Below are 21,290 nucleotides of genomic sequence, written 5' to 3'. Positions count from 1 at the left end.
CTTATTTCGGTTCCACGATATCCTTCTCTTGAGGGGTCAATACCTGTTTTAGAGAGGGGAATCGAATTTGGCTAACCATTAGACCAGATAACACAACGATGACGAGATAGGCTACACCAAGAGTAAAATAAGGGCTCCATAGAGCGAAAAAGGACATTAGGCCACCCGCAAATGTAATCGGCATGCCGACAAAACCTTGAGTCGCTGTCTTCTGGCAATTGTAGCGTGCCAGTCGGAGAGCACCACAGATCGGAAACAGAGCCGTGAGTGCCATCGCCAAAATACTTCCTCCGTTCATAACGTTCAGATACAGAATCAGTATTGGAGCTGTACCGAATGAAATCACATCAGCAAGGGAGTCTAGTGCTTTGCCAAATTCCCCTTCACAGTGCAATTTACGAGCAGCAAAACCGTCAAACAAATCAAAGAACATTGCGACCCAGATCAACGTTACAGCAAGTGCAAATTCCCCATGTATGGCCATAATGACCGCCAGCATACCCGAAGTTAAATTACCCAAGGTTAAAATTGATGGCAAAGATTTCATAAGACTTAACTCCCTTTCTAACTAAGCATTAGGAAAAATAATATAGAAGCGGACTCCTTCTGGTGTGTTCTCAACACCGTAACGACATCCATGTAGATCCAGAATCTGCTTCGCAATGGCCAGGCCAAGCCCGGTTCCCCCCATTTTGCGATTACGCGAACGTTCTACCCGGTAAAATCGTTCCCATATATTCTGACGTTCAGGTTCCGATATGCCCTCACCTTTGTTCTCGATAGAGATACGAACCTGCCCTTCCAGACGGCTGATCTCAATCAAGATGTCTGATTGCGGCACAGCATGGCGGATTGCGTTCATCAGCATATTGTAGATTACTTGCTCCAGCTTACTGCGATCTCCCTCAACGGTCTGCTCTGTTGTGGAGACCAACACGACATGTAGTTCTTTTCCCTTCAATTGTGGACTCAGACGTCCAGCAATATCTTCTATCATATCTCCGAGAGCTACTGCATCGGTGTTCAGCTTAATGGCTTGCGATTCTAGCCGAACAAGATCCAGCATCTCTTCGACCATCGTTTCCATTTTTACAGCTTCATCTGCAATAATCTCAATGTAACGTTCACGTTTGTTCTCACTTACACCATCTCTTAGCCCTTCAGAATATCCTTTGATGATACTGATTGGCGTTTTGAGTTCATGAGAGGCATCTGCAAAAAATTCACGCTGTCGCTTCTCGATCCGCTGCTTCATCTCCATATCTGTGCGCATCTGACTATTCGCCTGTCTGAGCTCCTCCAGCGTCTGCCCAAGTGTCGTCGACAGAGCATTCAGACTTTCAGACAAACTACCGATCTCATCATTACGCCGAATGGGTGATTTTACAGTGAAGTCTAACGTTGACATCTTCTTCGCAACATGATTCAGTGCCAGTAGTGGCTTCGTAACAATACGCGACAGTAACAGAGCCAAGAACAAGATAAGTACAAATGCAGCAATTCCGAAATACCCATAGAATAACCTTGTCGCTTCATTGGCTTCACGCATCTCCTGCAGAGATGTCAACGAGAAAATGAGTTGTTGTTCCCCAGATTCAGCATTGCGAACTGGGGCTATGGCGATTACATTTCTTACTCCACTCCAGCTATCCGTCCACTCCTGGTTTAACATCTTCCCATTCTTCAGACTAAGTTGATTCTCTGATGAAAGGGGGAAGAAACTATCCAACGCTTGCACGAGCAAACCTTGTCGCTGACTCCATGTCCCCAGATTGGGAAGAACGACTTTGGTCAATATGCCAGACCACTCCTGCACAGGTTCGTTCAATTCTTCAAAGCTTCCCGTACCCCATACCGAAGTGTTGTTGTCTTTGATCTTGAACGGATAGATCATCGGTTCATGCAATCCATTGGCTGATCCCGTTATGGTTAATTGCTGTCCATACTTCAGGTGGGAAGCAATCCAGCCTGCATTCTCACTGTTGATAAAAAGGGACAGTGACACCTCAACCTCCGAACCATCCTCTTGCAGCAACGTAATGTGAAATGGGTCATTCACTAGCTTGCCAGTGTTGGTCAGGATGACCAGATGAGACTGGTTCTGACGCATGAATTTGCCGGTTTCCTTCGCCAGTTGTATATCATTCCAATGCCCTGTGGAATACTGTTGTTCAAATCTCGACAATTTTTTCTTAATGCTGGTAATCTTCTGGTGTTGGTAGAAGTCCGGGAACCATACCAGCTGAGCAATCACCGTAGTTCCGTACAGTAGGAGCAAGAACCCCGCCATCACCAGAAACAGCTTCATCGTTACACCCGTACGTCTCATGCCTCAACCTCGAATCGATAGCCGGTACCAATTACCGTACGGATGCATTTGGCTTCTTCACCAAGCTTGCTGCGAAGTTTCTTAATGTGTGTATCGACCACCCGAGAATCCCCATCAAAATCATAGCCCCATACGCGGTTCAGTATTGCATCACGGGATAACACAAGACCCTGATTTCGAGTTAGATAGAGCAATAGTTCATATTCTTTGGGTGCCAACTCAATCTCTACGCCGTTTCGCTCAAGCCTTCTTGCCCAAGGGTCCAACGTCACGTCTCCAAATCGAATGACACTCTGATCTTTACTAACGGCACCTTCGACCCTTTTCATTAATGTCTCTGCACGAGCCACAAGTACACGAGGACTAAACGGTTTGGTTACATAATCATCCACGCCAAGCTGGAAACCGTGAATCTTGTCATCATCCTCCGATCGCGCAGTCAGCATGATAATAGGTACGGTCGATTGAGATCGAATATGACCACAAAGTGTCCATCCATCCATCTCCGGCATCAACACATCCAGAATAACCAAATCCACTTCATGTTGTTCTAACTGTTCAAGTGCCTCGAATCCGTGCTCGGCTTCTAGGACATTCCACTGTTCTTTTATAAAATAATCGGCCACAATCTCACGAATGCGGCTTTCGTCTTCCACCAGAAGCACTGTTCTGACCATGGCCGACTCTCCTTTTTAAGTTCTGATAATAACATAACGATTCGGTGTGTCGTTCATGTGTCCAACAACGTCCTCTTAAAGTGCGTGTGCCTTGATATAAACGCCTAATACATACCAAATGTTACTATTTTTAAAAATAACACAAAAAGGTGGCCATCAACGAGCCTTTCACCGCTCATTGACAACCACCATGAAATTAAAGACCTATCGTCTCTGGCATGAATCGCACCTGTCGCGAATTAACGTTGATGTTCCAGGCGATGTGCCGCATGCAGTGTTGGGCCAACAAAACGATTCAGTGGGAATCCACCTGCAATCGCTTTAGTAATAAAGGCTTTCCCTTCACGAACAGCCTCTTTCACGGTCAGACCGCGTGCCAAACCTGCGGTAATCGCTGCAGAGGTTGTGCATCCTGCTCCGTGCGTATAACCAGAGCCAACAACATCAGCTTCATACCATTCATAGTTTTTACCGTCATAGAGAAGATCCATCGCTTTACCTGGATTGATTACACCACGATCTTTAATTAGGACATGCTTCGCCCCTTGGTCATGGATGATGGATGCAGCAGCTTCCATCTGTTCCTTCGAGCGAATTGGGCCACTTTTCGCGAGTTGTGAAGCTTCAAACAAATTCGGAGTAACGAGATCTGCGCCTGGCAACAAAAACTCAATCATCGCTTCTGTATTTTCAGGCTGCAACACTTCATCTGTACCTTTGCAGACCATTACCGGATCGATAACAATCTGTGGAAGACCGCTGCGACGAATATGTTTAGACACAAGCTCAATAATGTCTACAGAGCCCAACATGCCCGTCTTCATTGCATCAAATCCGATACCGTCGAGAACTGTACGAAGCTGTGCTTCCACTACATTTAATTCAACAGGAAATACCTGGTGATCCCATGTTTCAGGCTTCATTGCCACAACGGTAGTTAATACGGTCATACCGTACACACCTAGCTCCTGAAAAGTTTTCAAATCGGCTTGAATTCCTGCACCGCCGCTTGTGTCTGAACCAGCTATTGTCAAAGTTTTTGGAATCGTCATGGTAGTTGCATTCTCCTTCATGTCTCAGTTGACATTATCCTATCCCTTGTACGAGCGGATGTCAATGGCATCTGAAGCCATACCGGGTATGCTTTTGAGCAGGATTTTAGTTTACGTCTTTTGTCTCTAGACGATGCATCGACAAGGATGCAATCCATAAACCAATCGCCCCTAAAGTAATAGGGATAATAATAATGGAATTCAGTGAAAGCGAGGATCCACTACCACCTGAACAGATAATAAACACGAGAATGATCGAAGAGACCAACGTGGCTGTAACCGACTTTTTACGCATACCGAAGTACAATGGAATTAGCGCCATAGCCGCAGCAGATAGGGAGCTAATACTATACTTCAATAACAACCTCCATGCTTCATTGGTCGTTAATGCGTCTGCAACAAAAGGATAGTAGTGATTCACGGTCAATAGAATTGCGCCCATCAATAAATTGGTGAACATGATCATGCAGAAGGTAAACCCGAATATGATAATCAATTTGGCAGCGATAATTTTATGGCGCTTGATCGGGTAGGTAAACATGACGTTCATCGTTTTATTCCGGTACTCTTGGATAATGAACTTGGATAACAGCGCCCCGGCAAATACGATAAAGGTCGCTCTCGCACATACATCAATGAGCATAAAGGATACCGCATAGTTCGAATAAGCATAGTCATCCGCTCCCCAGTCCACGAAAGCAATCATGGCTAGAAACCCAAAGATAACAATATTAGCTATTCCCGCTGCAATCAGATTTTTAGAAAAGTGGTGTTTCCGCATCTCCAGTTCAATGAGCTTAAGCAACGTCTCCATCTCCCTTCACGAGATTCAAGAAGTGTTCTTCTAATGAATGTGATCGTTTGAAGATGGACTCAATCTGCACACCATGCTCGATTAGCTGGCTGGTTAACTGCGACGGAACAAGACCTGTATCATAGATGCGTACCGTCTGCTCATCCATTAACTTGAAGTTTTGGAGTCCAAGCTGATGCTCAATAACATAAGTCGCTTTGCGGATATCCACAGCCTGTAGCTCGACATACTCGCTGTGAAGACCACGGATACTCTCCATCGACACTTCCTCCACTAATCTCCCACCGCGAATGACCCCTACCGTATCAGCAATCTGCTCAATCTCTCCGAGAATATGGCTTGAGATTAACAAGGTGATCCGGTATTCCGTGCTGAGACGTTTGAATAAATCCCGCATTTCCTTAATCCCTACAGGATCAAGTCCATTGATTGGTTCATCTAGAATGAGCAGCTCAGGTGTTGTGATGAGTGCTCGCGCAATACCGAGTCTTTGCTTCATGCCAAGGGAGAAATCACGAACGGCTTTCTTCCCGGTATCCTTCAGGCCCACCTTTTCTATCATATCGTTGATCACTTTCTTGTTGTGGAAGCCCATGTACTCACAATGAAGCTCCAAGTTGTCTCTAGCTGATAATTTATCGTAGAAAAAGGGGTATTCGATAATACTTCCCATCCGCTTCAATACTTCATAGGAGGTGGGCGTTAACTTTTCTCCAAACAACTCGATTTCGCCAAAGGTTGGCTTCACTAGATTGGTCAGCATTTTCATGATCGTTGTTTTGCCCGCACCATTCGGCCCTAAGAAACCGTAAATTTCCCCTTGCTTAATATTCATATTAACGTCGGACACTACTTCTATTCCCTCATATGTCTTGGACACACCTATCGTACGTGCAATATAAGTCATATCTCTTGTTCTCCTTTACGATCCCTTTTGTGGTTGTTCAAGAATCTATATAGAATCAACTAAAGAGTGTTACACTTACCACTGCGATGACAGAATAACGTTCCAATCGCTGTTATCCCCAGATTTTTTTGACCCCTTCTGCAAAGGGAAAATCCGGGGATAAAGGCGAACGCTTCGCTTCTTCACGTTATTTCTGTCCTCTCCGTTTTCGTGTAAAAAAGTTTAGTTGAACATACGCAGCTTCATTCAGTCTTATTGATGAAACTGCTCTAAATGAACATTCACTACCGGGTTCTGATATCTGTATTGTAAAGAGAAATGTCTTCTTTTCTATTAATCATTTCTTACAAAAACCTTAATCTTGATTTATTTCAAAATAAATATCTTCTAACAAGGATTCAAAGAGATCGAAAATACGGTTCGTTGGTGCGGAACACTCCGTAATTCAATGCTGCCTCCCATGCGCTCAACCAGCCTTTTGGTGATGGTGAGACCTAGCCCGCTTCCCTGATACTGTCGATTACGGGAGTCCTCCAGCGTATACATTCGCTCAAACACACGGCTGTGCTCACTTTCGGGAATGCCTTTGCCTTGGTCCCAAACTTCCAACAGTACACCATCTTTCTCATTATGCCGAAGGGAGAGTCCTAACATTTTGCCGTCAGAGCCGTATTTCATCGCATTGGTCATAAGATTATTCAGCACACGGTCAAGCGCTTCCTCATTCGCTTGCACGAAGATATCCCCTTCCGGGATGTCCAGTTTCACTTCCAAGCCAAGTCCTGTTAACATCTCGTAAAAGGAAATCATCTTCAGTCGGCATAGCTCACTTAGATTAACCCGCGTCATGGACAGCTCCATATCACCAGACTCCAGCTTCGCTAGATCAAAGAAGGAGTGGATCAAACGCAGCACCTCCTGGGCTTTATCATGGATTTTGCCGATCATGACCTCCCGCTCTTGCTCCGTCAATGTTGGGCTATGTAGTAATGTCTCACTATATCCAAGTACAACCGTTAACGGTGTTTTCAGATCATGGGAGATGTTGGACAGCATATTACGCATCTCTTTCTCCTGATTAGCATAACGAGCTCCAGTTCGGTGGGCATAATCCAGAACTTGATTAATATCACGAAGAAGCTGCTGAATAGGAGCATCGTTGCTGAACACTAACAATCGCTCGTATGTCCCCTGATCCAACAGATGTTCCAGTTTAAGATGAATATACTTCATTTGCTGACTACGCTGAGCCAATTTGATGGCTAAGATCACGACAACGAGTGCTAACCCTCCCGTAGAAATGCCCAAAAGGACGAGCATCATGTCTGTTCCACCTCCAACTTATACCCGATTCCCCACAACGTCTTAATATATTGGGGCGCTGAAGGATCTCGTTCAATCTTCTCGCGCAGACGACGCATATGTACGTTAATAATGTTCTCGTCCCCATAATATTGGTCATTCCAAACCGCAGCATAAATCTGAGCCTTCGTGAACACTTTGCCCGGGTGGGTCACTAACAATTTCAAAATACCAAATTCTTTAGAGGTTAAACGAATAGCAGCGCCTTCTCGCTCCACTTCATAGGTGTCCATATTCATTACCAACCCACCGAACTCCAGACGTTCATGCTGCACAGGTGCGTTGGGAGTTTCTATGGGCTGTGCCGTATAGTTGGCGCGCCTGATTGCTGCTTTAATACGGGCAGTCAGTTCAATTAGGGAGAAGGGTTTGCTTAGATAATCGTCTGCGCCGAATCCAAGCCCTAACGCCTTGTCTACCTCCCCATCCTTGGCCGATAGAATGAGTACGGGCACCAAGCTGACCGAGCGAATCGTCTGCAACACTTCCATGCCATTTTTGCGAGGCAGCATCAGATCTAGAATAACCAGATCGTATGCTTGCTTCGCCTGTTTGAACTGCACCTCCGCTTCATAACCATCATAGGCATATGAAACGTCATAGCCCTCTTTTTCCAAATAAGGACCTACCATTTCACTAATCGAACGATCATCTTCAACAAGCAACAATCGGTGACTTGACACAACATTCCCCTCCAACATGTTCATTTATCTTTATTACCTCACATTTTGTTTCAATTGGCAATGAAAGGATGTCTGGCGTTCACGCTCTTCTTATCACTGAATTAAACATAGAAAAAACCGGCAGAATACTACTTGAATTCAGCAATTGCAACTGCTGTAACTCAAGGGCATCCTACCGGTATATGGGATTAATTTATAATCATATCAAGACCTAAACTAGGAACTGATGTTATCAACAATGTAATCTAGAATGGAATCTATACGTGCTCATTTCTGAACCAGCATAGACCAATCGTGCCTGCGCCTGCATGAATACCGACCACAGGGATAAATGGCATAATCTCGGTCTTGAGCCGTGGTAACAATTCGGATATCTGCTGTTTGATAGTCACAGCTTCATCTGGATTGTTGGCATGCATGATGCATACATGCTTCACTTTCTCCATATCCACTTTCAGTACATCCAGCATACGTTGTTTCGCACGTTTGAATGTACGAATTTTCTCGTTCACAACAACTTTACCTTCCTCAAATCGCAACAGCAGATGAATCTTCAATAACTGACTCAAGACAAGTTGTGTTCCAGATACTCGCCCGCTACGATGAAGATTCTGAAGACTGGCCGGAATAAGGTAAAAGGACATATTTTCAATCATCTGTTCAATGTTAGCTTTGATCTCGGCTGCACTAGCGCCTTGTTTCTGCCACTCCAGACCTTGCAGGATCATCTCCCGATGAGGATATGCACCTGCCATTGAATCAATTGCAGTCACCTTCACACCTGCTATTTCCGCAGCCTGCATAGATGTGTGTAATGTACCACTAAGCGCAGTAGAACAATGAATGGTTATGATCTCATCGTATTGATCCTTCAATGACTCGTACAATTCAATGAACTCGCCGATTGGCGGCTGTGAGCTGCTGGCTTTGGATGCTGTCTCCAGCTTTTCATAGAATAGTTCCGGTGTTATATCCTCTGATTCTCGGTAACATTCCTCTCCAAATACAACACGCAGCGGTACAATATAAACATGATTTTGCTCAGCGAAAACAGGATCCAGTGTACTCGTACTATCGGTGACCCATGCAATTTTCTTCATGACATCCTTCTCTCTTGCCGGATTGATCGTTCTGTATCTTCATTGGTCAGGCACGTGGCCGGCGTAATATTTTAAATTTAAATAACTCAAGTTGTAAACGTTTACGATAATACCTTCTTAATTATAAAGGAACAGACAGCCTGTTGTCTTGTGACGCACTCTTGAACAGGGGCATAAGTTCCGAATTGTGGCAAAAAAATGTCTTCTCTGTGAAGGGATTAATTGGTATTTAACCAGATGAAGTATTTGGTGTGCTACCCATTTTGCAAAAGATAAGACAGGCGGCTATTGAAGTGCCGTTACAGACAAGAAGGACATGACGTATTGTAGTAACGGAGGTGAGCCTCATGCTTGTCAACAAACATATCCTTGCTTCATCCAGCGTACATGCTACCCCCTATTATGTTGTGCGCGGAGTGAACCCTGGCCCAGTAATGCTGATTACCTCGGGAGTACACGGTAATGAAACAGCCAGTATGGCTGCTGCGCAGCAGCTCGCCGATGATTGTATCGCAGGACGGCACATCATCCAGCGCGGGCTTCTCATCATCATTCCACGGGTGCACCAACAGGCATATCGGAAGAAAATTAGAGGCAAGCCAGATCTGAATCGTACCTTTCCACGCCGAATCTCAGGTAAAGCCAAGCATCCCCTGGCCTCAGCAGTCTTTCATCTCGCCCGTCAATATCAACCAGATTGGTGGTTAGATCTGCATGAAGCCAATGGCTTATCCCAGCTCAGTTCCCGTGTTCTTGGACAAACGCTGATTACTAATCCCGGCAGTCGTGCGGTTCCAGTATGCAAACGCATCATTAAACAAATGAATCGTTCCATCGCGAACCAGGACAGACATTTCAATCTGAAGCAGCATGAACTGCCTGGATCGGCACGCACAGCGGGTGCAAGGCTTCTACAGGCTCGCACCGTCACTGTGGAGACGTGTTGGAGCTTGAAGCGTTCCGTGCGGATCAAATATCAGCGCCAGATTGTGCATCATTTTTTACGGGAAGCGGGTTTTATGTAAATGAATAATGCATCATGCTGTAATCAAAACAAATAGAACCTCTTCTCCGAAACGTTGGGAAAGGGGTTCTTTTCGATATATATGAAGTGTATCCATGTCATTCTTGTGGCTTGGGAGAGCCGTCCGCTTCCTCTGAGTTATTGCGAAAAGATTCTATATAAGTATGGATGTCGGATTCTGGCGTTAAGAGCAATGAAGCTAGAAGTGTCTGCATGTCCTTTAGATTATTGATATGCTGTTGAATATCTGCAATTCGATCGCGAACCAATACTCTCAGAACTTCACTGTCCATATCCTCTCGGCTGAGTAGTTGTAGTGTCTCCTTTATCTCTTTTAAAGAGTAACCTAATGCTTGAGCATCCTTAATAAATTTGATTTTGACCACGTAATCCTCAGAATATTTACGGTATCCATTCGATGCACGGATCGGTGCAGGCAGAACCCCGCTATCTTCATAATACCGGAGAGTCGCCATACTGAGTCCAGTACGCTTGGCTAGTTCTCCTCTCGTCATCATGCTCACCTCAACTTCACCGTCCTTTCACACGACTCTACTCTTACCCTGATGTGTGTCTTCCATAGTTCCGATACTTTGGAGGTGAACCTTCACCTCCATCATCCCTAGGACACATATAAAATAAACCTTGAAGTATACTTCAAGGTCAAGGTTATTATTATAATATTTTATTCGAAATTAAACACGCAAATCCCATTTACGAAGCTCTGTCAGTGTGCAAACTCCTGATGAGAATGCCTTAATGCCAGTTGAACTCGGATCAGGATAAATACGCCCCGTCATCACCTGCTCACCCTGCTGAATGAATACTTCGACTGAGCTGGCATCTACAAAAATCTGAAGTTCCAGTTTCCCGTCACGCAGTTCAACCTCAACAGCCCGTTCGCCTCCCGGCCCTTTCCCCGCACGCTCTCGGTCAAAACAAAGTCGGCTCTGAGACACATCATAAGAGATGATGGTCTCTTCATCCTTGCCAGTACGCAATTTCAATCCAAATTGCTGTGCCTGCTCGGCTTCAAATACAGCATGTAATTCATAACGATCCCCGCTAATCCCTAGATCATGCTCTCCATCAACCAAACGAATATCCTTATGCTCCATGCCGTCTATTCGATATTGCTTAAGCTCAGGCAGCGGCTGGAAGGTCAAGCGGTCTCCCTTGCGGATGAGCTCACGTGGCAACGTCATCGCCCCAGCCCACTTATGTGCGTTCTGAGTTGGGATCTCCGTCTCCCATGTCTCCATCCAGGCGACCATAATTCGCCGTCCTTGCGCGTCCTCCGTAGTCTGAGGAGCATAAAAATCAAATCCGCAGTCAAGCGGATAATAATGTTCGTAGTCCAGTACACCCTGCTCCTCATCCAACGTTCCCATCATGTAAACTGTGGAGTGCAAATTACGATAATTGTCTCCTTGAGCTGGCATCCGTTGCGGGGACATGATCAATATATCTTTATCACCCATGGCAAACAGATCGGGACACTCCCAATTATCGCCAAGGGTTCCGTCACTTTGAGCCATCACGTTTACGAAGTTCCATTGCTGTAAGTCTGTTGAACGGTACAATAGTATAAGTCCATTGCCTGCTGCATCATTTGATCCGAGTACACAGTAATACATCCCGTTTCGTTCGAATACTTTGGGATCACGGAAATCCTTCTTACTCGTATGTGCTGGGATCAGATCCAGTGGGATGACGGGGTTATGTGCGCTTTTCACAAAATCAATGCCATTGTCAGATTCCGCGATATTTTGCGTCTGGTAATAATCATGATCCTTGTCAGGTCCGGTAACCACATGACCCGTGTACATCAGCGCGAGCTTTCCATTCTTAATGATCGCACTCCCTGAGAAGCACCCATCGATGTCATACGTATGATCTGGTGCAAGTGCTACAGGTTGGTGTTCCCATGTGACCAAGTCAGCGCTCACGGCATGTCCCCAGTGCATTGGTCCCCACACCGGCGCGTAAGGATAGAATTGATAGAACAAATGATATGCTCCATTGAAATAAATAAATCCGTTGGGATCATTCATCCACCCCACCTGCGGCATGAGATGGTATCCCAGTCTGTAGGTAGGGTCAACCTCATGTCGATGCTGCTCGATGTAGGTATTCGCCCGCTCCCGAGTATATTTCACTTCTGTTGTTGAATGGGTATGCTCCTGTATCGTTTCTCGTCCCTGCTCTTTATCCATCTTAAATGTCACTCCTGTCTCTATCTATGAGTTGATGTCTAGTTAGTCCTGTTCCAAAAGGGCAGTGTTGTAGTGGTTTTTATTTGATGGAGCCTTGCATTACACCTTGAATAATATACTTCTGTGCAAATAGATATACGACCAACACAGGCAACAATGTCAGTACAAGCCCAGCCATCAACGGGCCGTAGTCCACAGTATAGGTACCGTAGAAATAGAACGTAGATAATGGCAATGTCCGCTGTTCGGAAGAAGTTAGCACCAAGGAAGGCAGCAGGAAGTCATTCCAGATCCACAGAACATTTAACACCGCAATCGTAACACTTGTTGGCAGTAACACCGGTAGCACGATGCGAAAGAAGGTCTGTACTCGTCCGCACCCGTCCATGAGTGCTGCTTCTTCCAATTCCAGCGGAATGCTCTTGATAAACCCATGATAGATAAATACAGCGAGTGGGCTACCAAAACCGATGTACATGTAAATAAGCGACCATTTATTATCGAGCAAGCTCAAGGAACCATAGATTTTCACGAGCGGAATCATAATTGCCTGAAAAGGAATAATCATCGCTGCAACCATCAGGAAGAACAGATATTGATTCAGCTTGCTATTGTGCCGTACAAAATAATGAGCCGTCATCGCTGCGAACAACGCAATTAGCACTACACCCAACACCGTAATCAGCAATGAATTGCTGAATGCAGATATATACCCCATTTTATCGAAAGCGCTCACGTAATTATCCCATTGGAAGGATGCGGGTAGACCCAGCGGATCTGACGTAATGGCCTGATTAGCCTTAAACGAATTCGAGATCAGTAGCAGAAATGGGAAAATGAACAACATCATCGCTACGATTAAGGAACATAATTTAGCCATGCCCAGCATACGAGATTGTCCAGCCATCATGCCTCCACCTCCAACTTCTTACTGAAATACACCTGGAGCAATGTAATGGTGGCAACAAGGATAAACAGAACAAACGCTTCTGCTTGACCCAATCCGTAATCACGTGCCAGAAAGGCTTGCTCATACACATGCATGGATACCATTTCCGTGCTTTTGAATGGGCCCCCGCTCGTTAATGAGACGTTGAGATCGTAGACCATAAAACCACGCTGGAGCGATAGAAAAACACATACGATGAACGATGGTACCATCAGTGGCAATACGATTCGTCCCAACATCCTGCGGTTACTTGCTCCGTCAATGCTGGCCGCCTCCATCACGTCTTTGGGTACATTCATCAAACCTGCAATGTAGATGACCATCATATAACCTGCATATTGCCATACCGTCACGATCACTAGTGCCCAGAAAGCTTTGTCTGGGTCTGCCAGCCAGGAGGCTTGGAACAGGGGAATATTCATTTTTTGTCCAGCAAATACGAATACTTGGTTGAAAATAAACTGCCAAATGAAGCCCAGCACAATTCCGCCGACCAGATTGGGTAGGAAGAAGCCTGCCCGGAATAAGCCCTGTGCCTTAATTCCACGAGTTACCGCATAAGCGAGCAAAAATGCAACAGCATTGGTCAGCACCACGGTAATAAATACGTATTCCAGCGTCATCACAAACGATTTCCAGAACACGGTGTCCTTGAACACGCCGATATAGTTATCCCAGCCCACGAGACTTTGCTCAACAGCAATCCCGTCCCAGTTCGTAAACGTCAGATATATCCCATACAAGAACGGAATAATCATGACTGTACCAAACGCAAACAGCGTCGGGCCGGTAAAGATGAGCCGGGTGCGCAAGCGAGCCCATAATCCTTTTTCGGTCAGCATCGTCATCCTCCACTCTATCCCAAGGTGTATACCGTTGGTTTGCCTAAGACGAATGCTAGCTAGCGAGTTGAAATCATCCCCCGCCTGCTATCGCCTAAGGCATACCAACCACTCTCTATGTGTTAATCTGCTGCTCTTAGAAACCGGTAGAGAACTCATCCCCGTTCTCTGACCAAGAAGCACCTATTTATTTCACGTTAGTCCAGTAGCTCTGAATTTCTTTGGCCAGTGCATCACGATCAATAACGTCAGCCAAATACTTCTGCATGGAAGCCCCCAGTTTAGACCAATGATCGGCTGGTAGCGTACTCATGGATTCTTCAATGTTGCCAGCTTTGATGTAGTCACTAATAGACTTACCAAGCGGGTCAGCCGGTTCCAGTGTGATATTGCTGAATGCCGGAATGATACTTGCCTGATTCACAAGGAAATCCTGTCCTTTCGACTCATACACAATCCAGTCTAAGAATTTTTTCGCTGCTTCCTGCTGTGCGGGTGTATTCTTTTCTTTGTCGATCAGTATGCGTTTGGATACGGCTGCAGAGATTTGTTTATTACCAAAATCGTCTGCGTTGTTACTTACAGGCACTGGCAGGAAGCCATATTGTCCGCCTGCTGTATCAAAGCTGTCGATCTGCGGCCATGCCCAGTTCCCTTGGAACCATATGCCTACCTCGCCTTTTCCTAACACTTCAGGCCCACGCTCATATGTACCAGAGAGCGGAGAAGCTTTGTCGATATTGTTAGCTTTCATAAGATCAAACGTATCCATCAGGCCATTAAAGACCGCATTCGAAGCCAAATCCACTGTACCCGCTTTCAAATCAAGAATGAATTGATCGACTTTGGCACGATCTGGCGACTGTCCACCATAAGCAAGTGCAAGGTAGTGTGCTCCGAGCGACCAATCCATTGGTGAAACAATGAGAGGTGATTTGCCGGTCGCTGCAATTTTCTGGAACAGTTCATCAAGCTGTGCAGTTGTTTGTACCGTTTGTGGGTCAAATGTGCCACCTACAGCCTCATCCAGCACTTTCTGATTGTAGATGAAGCCATATCCTTCAATGGAGAGTGGAAAGGCATAGTTTTTGCCATCAAAAGTCGTTGCTGCTGTGCTGTTCTCAACGGCATCCTTCATCCATTTTTCAGAGGTAAGATCCAGAACACGATCCTTAAATTTCTCTACATCCCCTGTATCCAGCATCATCATCGTTGTTGGATTGCCGGAAGCGTACAAAGCTGAAGCTTTCTCAAATGGCGACTGTCCGTTACCTACAGGTACAATCTCCACCGTAATATTAGGGTTATCTGCTTGGAAGTCTTTCGCTGCCTGCTCTAGCTGGCTATTTATCTCTGTCTTAGAATTCAAAAGCGTAATCTTTACGTTATCACCAGATCCGCTGGATGTATCTGTTTCCGATCCTGATTGTGTACCGCCACATGCCGAAAGAATGACGACCATAACTAATGATAATATGGATAACTTCGCCCATTTCCGCTCTCTTCTCATCTGTTATTCCCCCCGTTTATGAGTATGCATGAAAGAAACCGCTTACAGGACTGATTATAATGTCAAAGGTTTGACATGTCAATCGTTTGACATAAATAAAAAAACGACCCAATTAGGTCGTCTCTCTTTCCACCAAGGTGACTGGCAAAATGTTCTCCATTGTAATTTCTTCTTCAGCAATTTGACGACGAATCAGCTCCACCGCAAGTTCAGCCATGCGTTCCACAGGTTGTCTGATCGTAGTAATGCCTGGCAGCACATAACTTGCCGCACGAATATCATCATACCCAATGATGGAAATATCCTCGGGAACTTTGCGACCACGGGCGATAATTTGTTTCAACGCATGAATAGCGATTAGGTCACTAGTCACAAACAAACCGTCCACTTCGGGATGTTCCACCAGTAATTGTTCAACCAGTTCCGTATATTGCTCCTGACTAAACACGTTCAGATTCGTTTCATGTGTAGCGATTGGCCTGATACCGTGTGCCTCCAGCTTGTCCACAAAACCTGCTGTTCTGCGATTGGAGAGCATCTGCAATCCTAGATTACCGCAGATATGAGCCACTTTCCTTCTGCCTTTAGCAAGAAGCAATTCAGCAGCCATAACTCCTCCCTGATAATTATCAGAGGAAATAAACGGGATGTCCGTACCGATCTGACGGTCAAAGGTAACAATAGGTGAATGCAGATTCATATATTCATCTACTTCAAGTGTATGGCTACCCATAATAATGCCATCCACTCGGTTGCCTTTGAGCATTTCCACATACTCTCGCTCTTTGGAAGGCTCCATATGCGAGTTGCATAGCATAATCTTGAACCCATGCTGATACGCATGATATTCAATATAATTGGCCATCTCACCAAAAAACGGATGGGACACATCAGGAATAATTAAGCCGATGACATTGGACTGCTTGCGCAAAAGAGAACGGGCAATCTCATTCGGACGATAATTCAGTTCACTCATTGTCTGATACACTTTATCCCGGGTCTTCTGACTGATATACCCCCGGTTATTTAATACACGTGAGACGGTAGTTACGGACACTCCTGCTCTGAGTGCAACATCATGAATTGTTGCCATAACAACCTCTTTTCCTACAACTTTATTAAATTCATTAATATCATTAAATATAATAAACACATTTACCGCGCTGAACCAAATGACGGCTACGCCCGCTTTATTTCACTTCAACATTCTTTCTCGGCATACTGTGCATAGACCCATGTGTTACATGAGCTTGAACCACATAAGAGCCTGGTTCTTCAAATGTATAATCTACCTCGTAGATTCCATCTTGCACTTCTCTGGCTGTCAATGCCCCTTGTTCCTCCAGCTTCTCAACAGTCATATAGCCTTCTTCCGGCGACACCGGAGCAGGCTCATTAAGCTTGTTCCAGATCTGGAACTGCACTTGATCCGCATTGCTAACTGGCGCGTCCCCCTGTGTCAGCTTCAACTGTAAAGACACAGGCTCACCAGGTGAGACCTGTTCCGGAACCATGAGCTGTACTTTGATCATGACCGGCATCTCACCCGATGCATTCTGATCCTGATAAGAGCAAGCCGCGGTCAGTATAATCAACATAATAAAAGACATGCACCTACGGATATGTCCGCTCATCAACCATCTATCCTTTCTTACAAAGAAGATTTGGATGCTTTGCCAATGCCCCACAGCGCTACAATGATGATAATAAAAGCGATTAGAGCGAGCAAAGGAATCGTAATGAAGCCGAACCAATTCAGATAATCGGTGTAACAAGGAACTTTACCACAAGCCACGGCATTACCTGTAGCAGAGAAGATACGCTGGATCGTAACGTGATATAACGAAATTCCGCCACCAACAAAGCTGAGCGGCAGTACATATTTGGCAATGCCCACATCATCCTTGAAATAAGCAATCCCGAGCACAATCGTTAACGGGTACATGAAAATCCGCTGGAACCAACACAGATCACAAGGAATGTATCCTTTAATTTCACTAAAATATAAACTGCCGCCTGTTGCGATGACAGAAACGGCCCAAGCAATAAATAACCGCGTGTCCACATTTCTCGCTGAACGCTCCGGTTTGGATGATGTACTCATTCCACTGTCCCCCTTTTATTTTGCTCATACTAAATAGATCATACATCATTCTAGGCTACATCGGCTATCCAAGCTGTTATGTAAGTCATTACTTGATGATTATACCAAATATTTGAATTTATTTGGAACGAAATCCGTGTATAACAAAACTGCCCACTACATCCTAGAGCAGCATGTAGTGGGCAGCACAATATGATTAGATGATGATTACAATCCTGGGTAAGAAGAGCTACGCTACCCAGAGAATAGGGTCATGGTTTCTTGAAATAGTTTGGTGATCGACAACAGTCATTCTATTCACTTTTTCGAGTTACATCGATTTGGTTAGTGTAATGGAACCGTCTTTTTGTGCCCATTTCACATCCCACTTCAGTAACTCAGCAATGAAGCGCAGTGGTACTTGCGTACGACCATCTTTGTTGACAAATACGGTAGAGCCTACGTTTTTCTTCACACCATTAACTTCCATCACATTGTTGTTCACCCAGAATTCGAGCGTATCGTTGCCCGCCATGACCGTTACTTGTTGTGCCTTTTTGTCCCATTTCACCGTTGCACCAATACCTTCACTCAAGAAACGCAGTGGAATATAGGTTGTGTTTTTCCACAGTACTGGTGTTGTATCCATATTGGTTGTTTTATCGTTAATTTTCAGCATTTTGCTGTTCACTTGCATCCATACCGTTGTCATATCCGGAGCTGGTGCAGGCGTTGTTGGAGCTGCTGGCTCTTGAAACTTATCGTTGAATTGAGTCACAATCGCGTTACCCAACGCTTGACCTACACCGAACATCACTTTGAACCCTTCACGATTCGTCGTGTAAGAAGCATCATAATTGCCTGCTGCATATTGGTCGAGGACTTTTTGCACTTGGTTCTCATGTGTTGTCAGCGCTTGTTGTCCTGCTGCTTTTGGCAGGTTGCCTGCTGTTGCAGCATCCAGGAATGTTGCGAACTCTGTTGTGAATCCATCAATACGTTTCTCTACGGCTGCACGAGCCGCCGCATCGTTGTTTTTAACAGCTTTTACATAATCACTCTGAGCATTAACGTGGTTGGTTACCCAAATTTTCTCGAACGCATTGGCACCATCGTTACCGTAAACGGAAGCAATGGCTGCTTTGAAATCAGCGGTGTTGCCAGCTTCAGCTGTAACCAGTGCATTGGAAGCTGCTGTGCGTCCATCGTATTCTTCCTGCATTTGCAGAGCAGAGAGCGCAAAGTGTTCGGATGCCAAGTGGTTGAGCGTAGATCTCAAATCAGCTGCTTTCGTGTCCGCTTTGGTGTGATCGAATTTCTCAGGCATTTGTGTAGTAATCGCTGTAGAAAGTGCTTTACTTACGTCGAACATTTCTTTGAAGCCTTCACGGTAAGCCTTGTATGCATCCGCATAATCTCCAGCGACGTATTCATCGAATACTTTTTGCACGAGATCTTCATGTACTTGCAAAGCCTGTTTGGCTGCTGCTTTTGGCAATTTGCCTTCGGTTGCTGTACTGAGGAATGTTGAGAATTCATCCACAAAGCCGTTGATGTTCGCTTGAGCTTGCTTGATGCCAGCTTGGTTACCCATTTTGGTTGCCCTCACTAGATCATCGGTGTATTTGTTATGTGCACGGAAGATACGTTCGAATTCCTTCGCACCAGCGTCACCGTATAGGGAAGCGATCGCTGGCTGCATATCCAGTGCATTTTGATCCAGTGCTTTGTATGCTGCATCGGCATCCTTTGCTCCATCATAAGCTTTTGCCATCGCGGTTACGGCGAGTGCAAAGTGTTCAGACAATAGGTGATCCAGGTTCGCTCTAAGGTCTGCAGCCGGTGTGTTCACCGATGCTTTCATCATTGTCATTGGTGTCTGTGGTGCAGAAGCAGCTCCTGCAATCCCTGGCATCAACAGTGTCAAACTAAGTACAGGTGCAATAAACTTCTTCATTTTCATCTTCATCATGTGTTCACTCCTTGTGTCGTTTTGGGTATCATTTCTTTCCTTGTCGTCATCTTCATAGGGTGTAACGTAGGGATTGCAGATTCGGATCACTCCAAATTCAAAAAAAAATCGCAACCCCCATAAAAGAGAGTCGCGAAAGCCCGCCAGGACAAGGATTATTCAATCTTTTAAATTTTAAAAGTTCATTCGAAAATCAATGATTAATCTAGGATGAGGGCACTCCCTCTTCCTTTTTTTGTATGATATAATGATGACATATGGAAAATCGCCAATTATTGTAATTCACCAACAGAAAGGCGCCTTCAAATGATTTTGACTATTGCCATTATCTTCAGTCTCGTTGGCTTACTAATGTTAATTGCTCCATCTGTTCTGTGGATCATCACGGAAAAGTGGAAGTCTTCTGATGCTACGGAACCCTCTTCTCTTTATACATTCTCCACTCGAATCGGTGGGGTTGTCTGTTTAGTTATTGCGGCTTATGCAACATACGTATTATTTGTATAACGACATATGTATCGATTCATATCTATTATTTTGAAAGGGAGGTCGAGCATACGTTGTTGCCCTATATTTTAGTTATCGCTATCGCTTTATTCGGAGGAATCGCTACGCTGATTATCGGTAATTCGAAGGCGAATCAAACCAGCAATCCTGAGTATGACCGCAAAACCAAGCAAAATCTGAGCCGGCTTTCGTATGTATATGTTTTTGCAATCGTATTTGGCGTAGGTGGATTAATCCTTTATTTAGTGAACTAAATCTTTCTCAGCCAATTGATCCTATCTTATCCTATCCACCACTCTGAATTCAGCTCATTACCGTCTGACATTTACCGAGAAACGCTAGATTCCGCTCGATATAGGGGATCGTTGGAGCAATGATTCCCTTCTCTCTTATGATGGCTAACAGTCCACGAATGACCCATAGATGGATCTGTTCGTATAGAATCTCCCGATTAACGTCGCGCCCTTCAGAGCGATATCCACGTTCCAATTGAATCATTCGCTCCTCCAGCTCGCATACTGTTGTTGAAGAAGAACACGTCGAAGACAGTATGGCTGCTAGATCAAAATGATGGTTCCCACACCGTACTTCACCGACATCAATGATATACATATGACTTTCCGTGAATAGCACATTCCACAGCCCTAGATCCCCATGTATTACAGCCGTATGCTTCGATTGATACTTGCAACATTCCTCCACATGACTTGCCAAACGCCGTATTACCTCAGATGACGAATTCAGAATATCCCCACTTACGGCTTCCCATAATGAAGGTAGAGCAAAACGATCCTTCTGACCAAGTCTAGTCATATCCAGCTGCAAGATGCGTTGATGGAAACGTGCAATCACTTTACCCAACTCAACATAATTCAAGCTTAGCGAGTGCTGCGGCACTACTTTTTCAATATAAGTCTGAACATTATAAATCATATGCCCAAGGGTAATATAAGGCAGACCTTCCTTCGTACACAGGATACTTGGTGATATATTTGCAGGTGCCAGTGCCTCGTATACTTCATATTCAGCCAAAGCCTGTCCTTCATCCCTGAGCTGACGCAATACAAACCTATCTAACGTGGTCTCCAGCAACATCGCTGCTGAACTTGTCCCTTGCTGCATCGATGTACAATTCAGAATCTCCCCCAAGGTATAATGTGACGCTATAGTTTTCAGATCCATGTTGATCCTGCCCCCTCCTTGTTATGTTCACCGTTTCGTTTGCTCTCTAAGATCAGATGTCCTTTCCCTTATCGTGAGCCA

General features: G+C 45.0%; 22 protein-coding genes. 3 read left to right on the top strand and 19 right to left on the bottom strand.

All coding sequences use genetic code 11. From position 1 onward, the window contains the following. Position 1: 1 nt before the first annotated feature. The 9 genes from pssA to ASD24_RS06305 form a co-directional block, all read right to left on the bottom strand. Positions 2 to 547: a CDP-diacylglycerol--serine O-phosphatidyltransferase gene (pssA, locus tag ASD24_RS06345; RefSeq protein WP_056693190.1), complete on the bottom strand. Its 546-nt coding sequence runs from the start codon at positions 545 to 547 to the stop codon at positions 2 to 4. A gap of 21 nt (positions 548 to 568) precedes the next feature. Beyond that, entirely contained in the window at positions 569 to 2,329 is a 1,761-nt protein-coding gene (locus ASD24_RS06340) for a sensor histidine kinase (RefSeq protein ID WP_056693186.1), read from the bottom strand. Beyond that, positions 2,326 to 3,006 carry a response regulator transcription factor gene (locus ASD24_RS06335; protein ID WP_056693184.1) on the bottom strand — a complete coding sequence of 227 codons (681 nt, stop codon included), beginning with the start codon at positions 3,004 to 3,006 and terminating at the stop codon, positions 2,326 to 2,328. Before ASD24_RS06335 ends, ASD24_RS06340 begins: the two co-directional genes overlap by 4 nt. A gap of 239 nt (positions 3,007 to 3,245) precedes the next feature. Next, complete coding sequence (gene thiD / locus ASD24_RS06330) at positions 3,246 to 4,058, bottom strand: bifunctional hydroxymethylpyrimidine kinase/phosphomethylpyrimidine kinase (RefSeq protein ID WP_056693182.1); 813 nt, start codon at positions 4,056 to 4,058, stop codon at positions 3,246 to 3,248. Between the two features lie 106 nt (positions 4,059 to 4,164). Then, the gene (locus ASD24_RS06325) at positions 4,165 to 4,863 is read right to left on the bottom strand and encodes an ABC transporter permease (protein ID WP_056693179.1); all 699 of its coding nucleotides are present in this window, start codon (positions 4,861 to 4,863) and stop codon (positions 4,165 to 4,167) included. After that, positions 4,856 to 5,779, bottom strand: a complete 924-nt coding sequence (locus ASD24_RS06320; RefSeq protein ID WP_056693177.1) for an ABC transporter ATP-binding protein — start codon at positions 5,777 to 5,779, stop codon at positions 4,856 to 4,858. Before ASD24_RS06320 ends, ASD24_RS06325 begins: the two co-directional genes overlap by 8 nt. 387 nt (positions 5,780 to 6,166) lie before the next feature. Continuing rightward, a complete protein-coding gene (locus ASD24_RS06315) occupies positions 6,167 to 7,102 on the bottom strand; it encodes a sensor histidine kinase (RefSeq protein WP_056693174.1) in 936 nt (311 codons plus the stop codon). After that, positions 7,099 to 7,842 (bottom strand): response regulator transcription factor, encoded by a 744-nt coding sequence (locus ASD24_RS06310; protein WP_442952582.1) that lies wholly within the window; start codon positions 7,840 to 7,842, stop codon positions 7,099 to 7,101. Before ASD24_RS06310 ends, ASD24_RS06315 begins: the two co-directional genes overlap by 4 nt. A gap of 239 nt (positions 7,843 to 8,081) precedes the next feature. Then, on the bottom strand, positions 8,082 to 8,924 hold the full coding sequence (locus ASD24_RS06305) for a DegV family protein (protein WP_056693166.1): 843 nt from the start codon (positions 8,922 to 8,924) through the stop codon (positions 8,082 to 8,084). Positions 8,925 to 9,271: 347 nt separating this feature from the next. On the opposite strand from ASD24_RS06305, the gene ASD24_RS06300 reads away from it, so the two are divergent. Then, complete coding sequence (locus ASD24_RS06300) at positions 9,272 to 9,949, top strand: succinylglutamate desuccinylase/aspartoacylase family protein (RefSeq protein WP_056693164.1); 678 nt, start codon at positions 9,272 to 9,274, stop codon at positions 9,947 to 9,949. A gap of 97 nt (positions 9,950 to 10,046) precedes the next feature. Here ASD24_RS06300 and ASD24_RS06295 read toward each other — a convergent pair whose 3' ends face one another. The 9 genes from ASD24_RS06295 to ASD24_RS06255 all read right to left on the bottom strand — a co-directional run bounded on the left by ASD24_RS06295 (position 10,047) and on the right by ASD24_RS06255 (position 19,511). After that, on the bottom strand, positions 10,047 to 10,466 hold the full coding sequence (locus ASD24_RS06295; protein WP_327205229.1) for a MerR family transcriptional regulator: 420 nt from the start codon (positions 10,464 to 10,466) through the stop codon (positions 10,047 to 10,049). A 177-nt stretch (positions 10,467 to 10,643) separates the two neighbouring features. After that, positions 10,644 to 12,164: a glycoside hydrolase family 32 protein gene (locus tag ASD24_RS06290; protein WP_082560306.1), complete on the bottom strand. Its 1,521-nt coding sequence runs from the start codon at positions 12,162 to 12,164 to the stop codon at positions 10,644 to 10,646. A gap of 79 nt (positions 12,165 to 12,243) precedes the next feature. Then, a complete protein-coding gene (locus ASD24_RS06285; protein WP_056693493.1) occupies positions 12,244 to 13,071 on the bottom strand; it encodes a carbohydrate ABC transporter permease in 828 nt (275 codons plus the stop codon). Continuing rightward, on the bottom strand, positions 13,071 to 13,955 hold the full coding sequence (locus ASD24_RS06280) for a carbohydrate ABC transporter permease (RefSeq protein ID WP_056693158.1): 885 nt from the start codon (positions 13,953 to 13,955) through the stop codon (positions 13,071 to 13,073). Before ASD24_RS06280 ends, ASD24_RS06285 begins: the two co-directional genes overlap by 1 nt. A gap of 187 nt (positions 13,956 to 14,142) precedes the next feature. Further along, entirely contained in the window at positions 14,143 to 15,465 is a 1,323-nt protein-coding gene (locus ASD24_RS06275) for an ABC transporter substrate-binding protein (RefSeq protein WP_056693155.1), read from the bottom strand. 112 nt (positions 15,466 to 15,577) lie between these two features. Then, positions 15,578 to 16,558 carry a LacI family DNA-binding transcriptional regulator gene (locus ASD24_RS06270; RefSeq protein WP_056693153.1) on the bottom strand — a complete coding sequence of 327 codons (981 nt, stop codon included), beginning with the start codon at positions 16,556 to 16,558 and terminating at the stop codon, positions 15,578 to 15,580. Between the two features lie 97 nt (positions 16,559 to 16,655). Further along, entirely contained in the window at positions 16,656 to 17,063 is a 408-nt protein-coding gene (locus tag ASD24_RS06265) for a FixH family protein (RefSeq protein WP_056693149.1), read from the bottom strand. Positions 17,064 to 17,116: 53 nt separating this feature from the next. Then, positions 17,117 to 17,569, bottom strand: coding sequence for a disulfide oxidoreductase (locus ASD24_RS06260; RefSeq protein ID WP_056693144.1), 453 nt, complete (start codon positions 17,567 to 17,569; stop codon positions 17,117 to 17,119). A gap of 310 nt (positions 17,570 to 17,879) precedes the next feature. Beyond that, the gene (locus ASD24_RS06255; protein ID WP_056693490.1) at positions 17,880 to 19,511 is read right to left on the bottom strand and encodes a copper amine oxidase N-terminal domain-containing protein; all 1,632 of its coding nucleotides are present in this window, start codon (positions 19,509 to 19,511) and stop codon (positions 17,880 to 17,882) included. A 315-nt stretch (positions 19,512 to 19,826) separates the two neighbouring features. Between ASD24_RS06255 and ASD24_RS06250 the strand changes: the two genes are divergently transcribed. Both ASD24_RS06250 and ASD24_RS06245 read left to right on the top strand, forming a co-directional pair. Beyond that, positions 19,827 to 20,027, top strand: a complete 201-nt coding sequence (locus ASD24_RS06250) for a DUF6199 family natural product biosynthesis protein (RefSeq protein ID WP_056693137.1) — start codon at positions 19,827 to 19,829, stop codon at positions 20,025 to 20,027. Positions 20,028 to 20,080: 53 nt separating this feature from the next. After that, positions 20,081 to 20,281, top strand: coding sequence for a hypothetical protein (locus ASD24_RS06245; protein WP_156395353.1), 201 nt, complete (start codon positions 20,081 to 20,083; stop codon positions 20,279 to 20,281). 49 nt (positions 20,282 to 20,330) lie between these two features. Here the strand turns inward: ASD24_RS06245 and ASD24_RS06240 are convergent, their stop codons facing one another. Beyond that, positions 20,331 to 21,209, bottom strand: coding sequence for a phosphotransferase (locus ASD24_RS06240; RefSeq protein WP_056693131.1), 879 nt, complete (start codon positions 21,207 to 21,209; stop codon positions 20,331 to 20,333). Positions 21,210 to 21,290: the final 81 nt, after the last annotated feature.

It is taken from the genome of Paenibacillus sp. Root52 (genome assembly GCF_001426865.1).
In the GTDB taxonomy this organism is placed as follows: domain Bacteria; phylum Bacillota; class Bacilli; order Paenibacillales; family Paenibacillaceae; genus Paenibacillus.
This window is presented reverse-complemented; position numbering and strand designations above follow the sequence as displayed.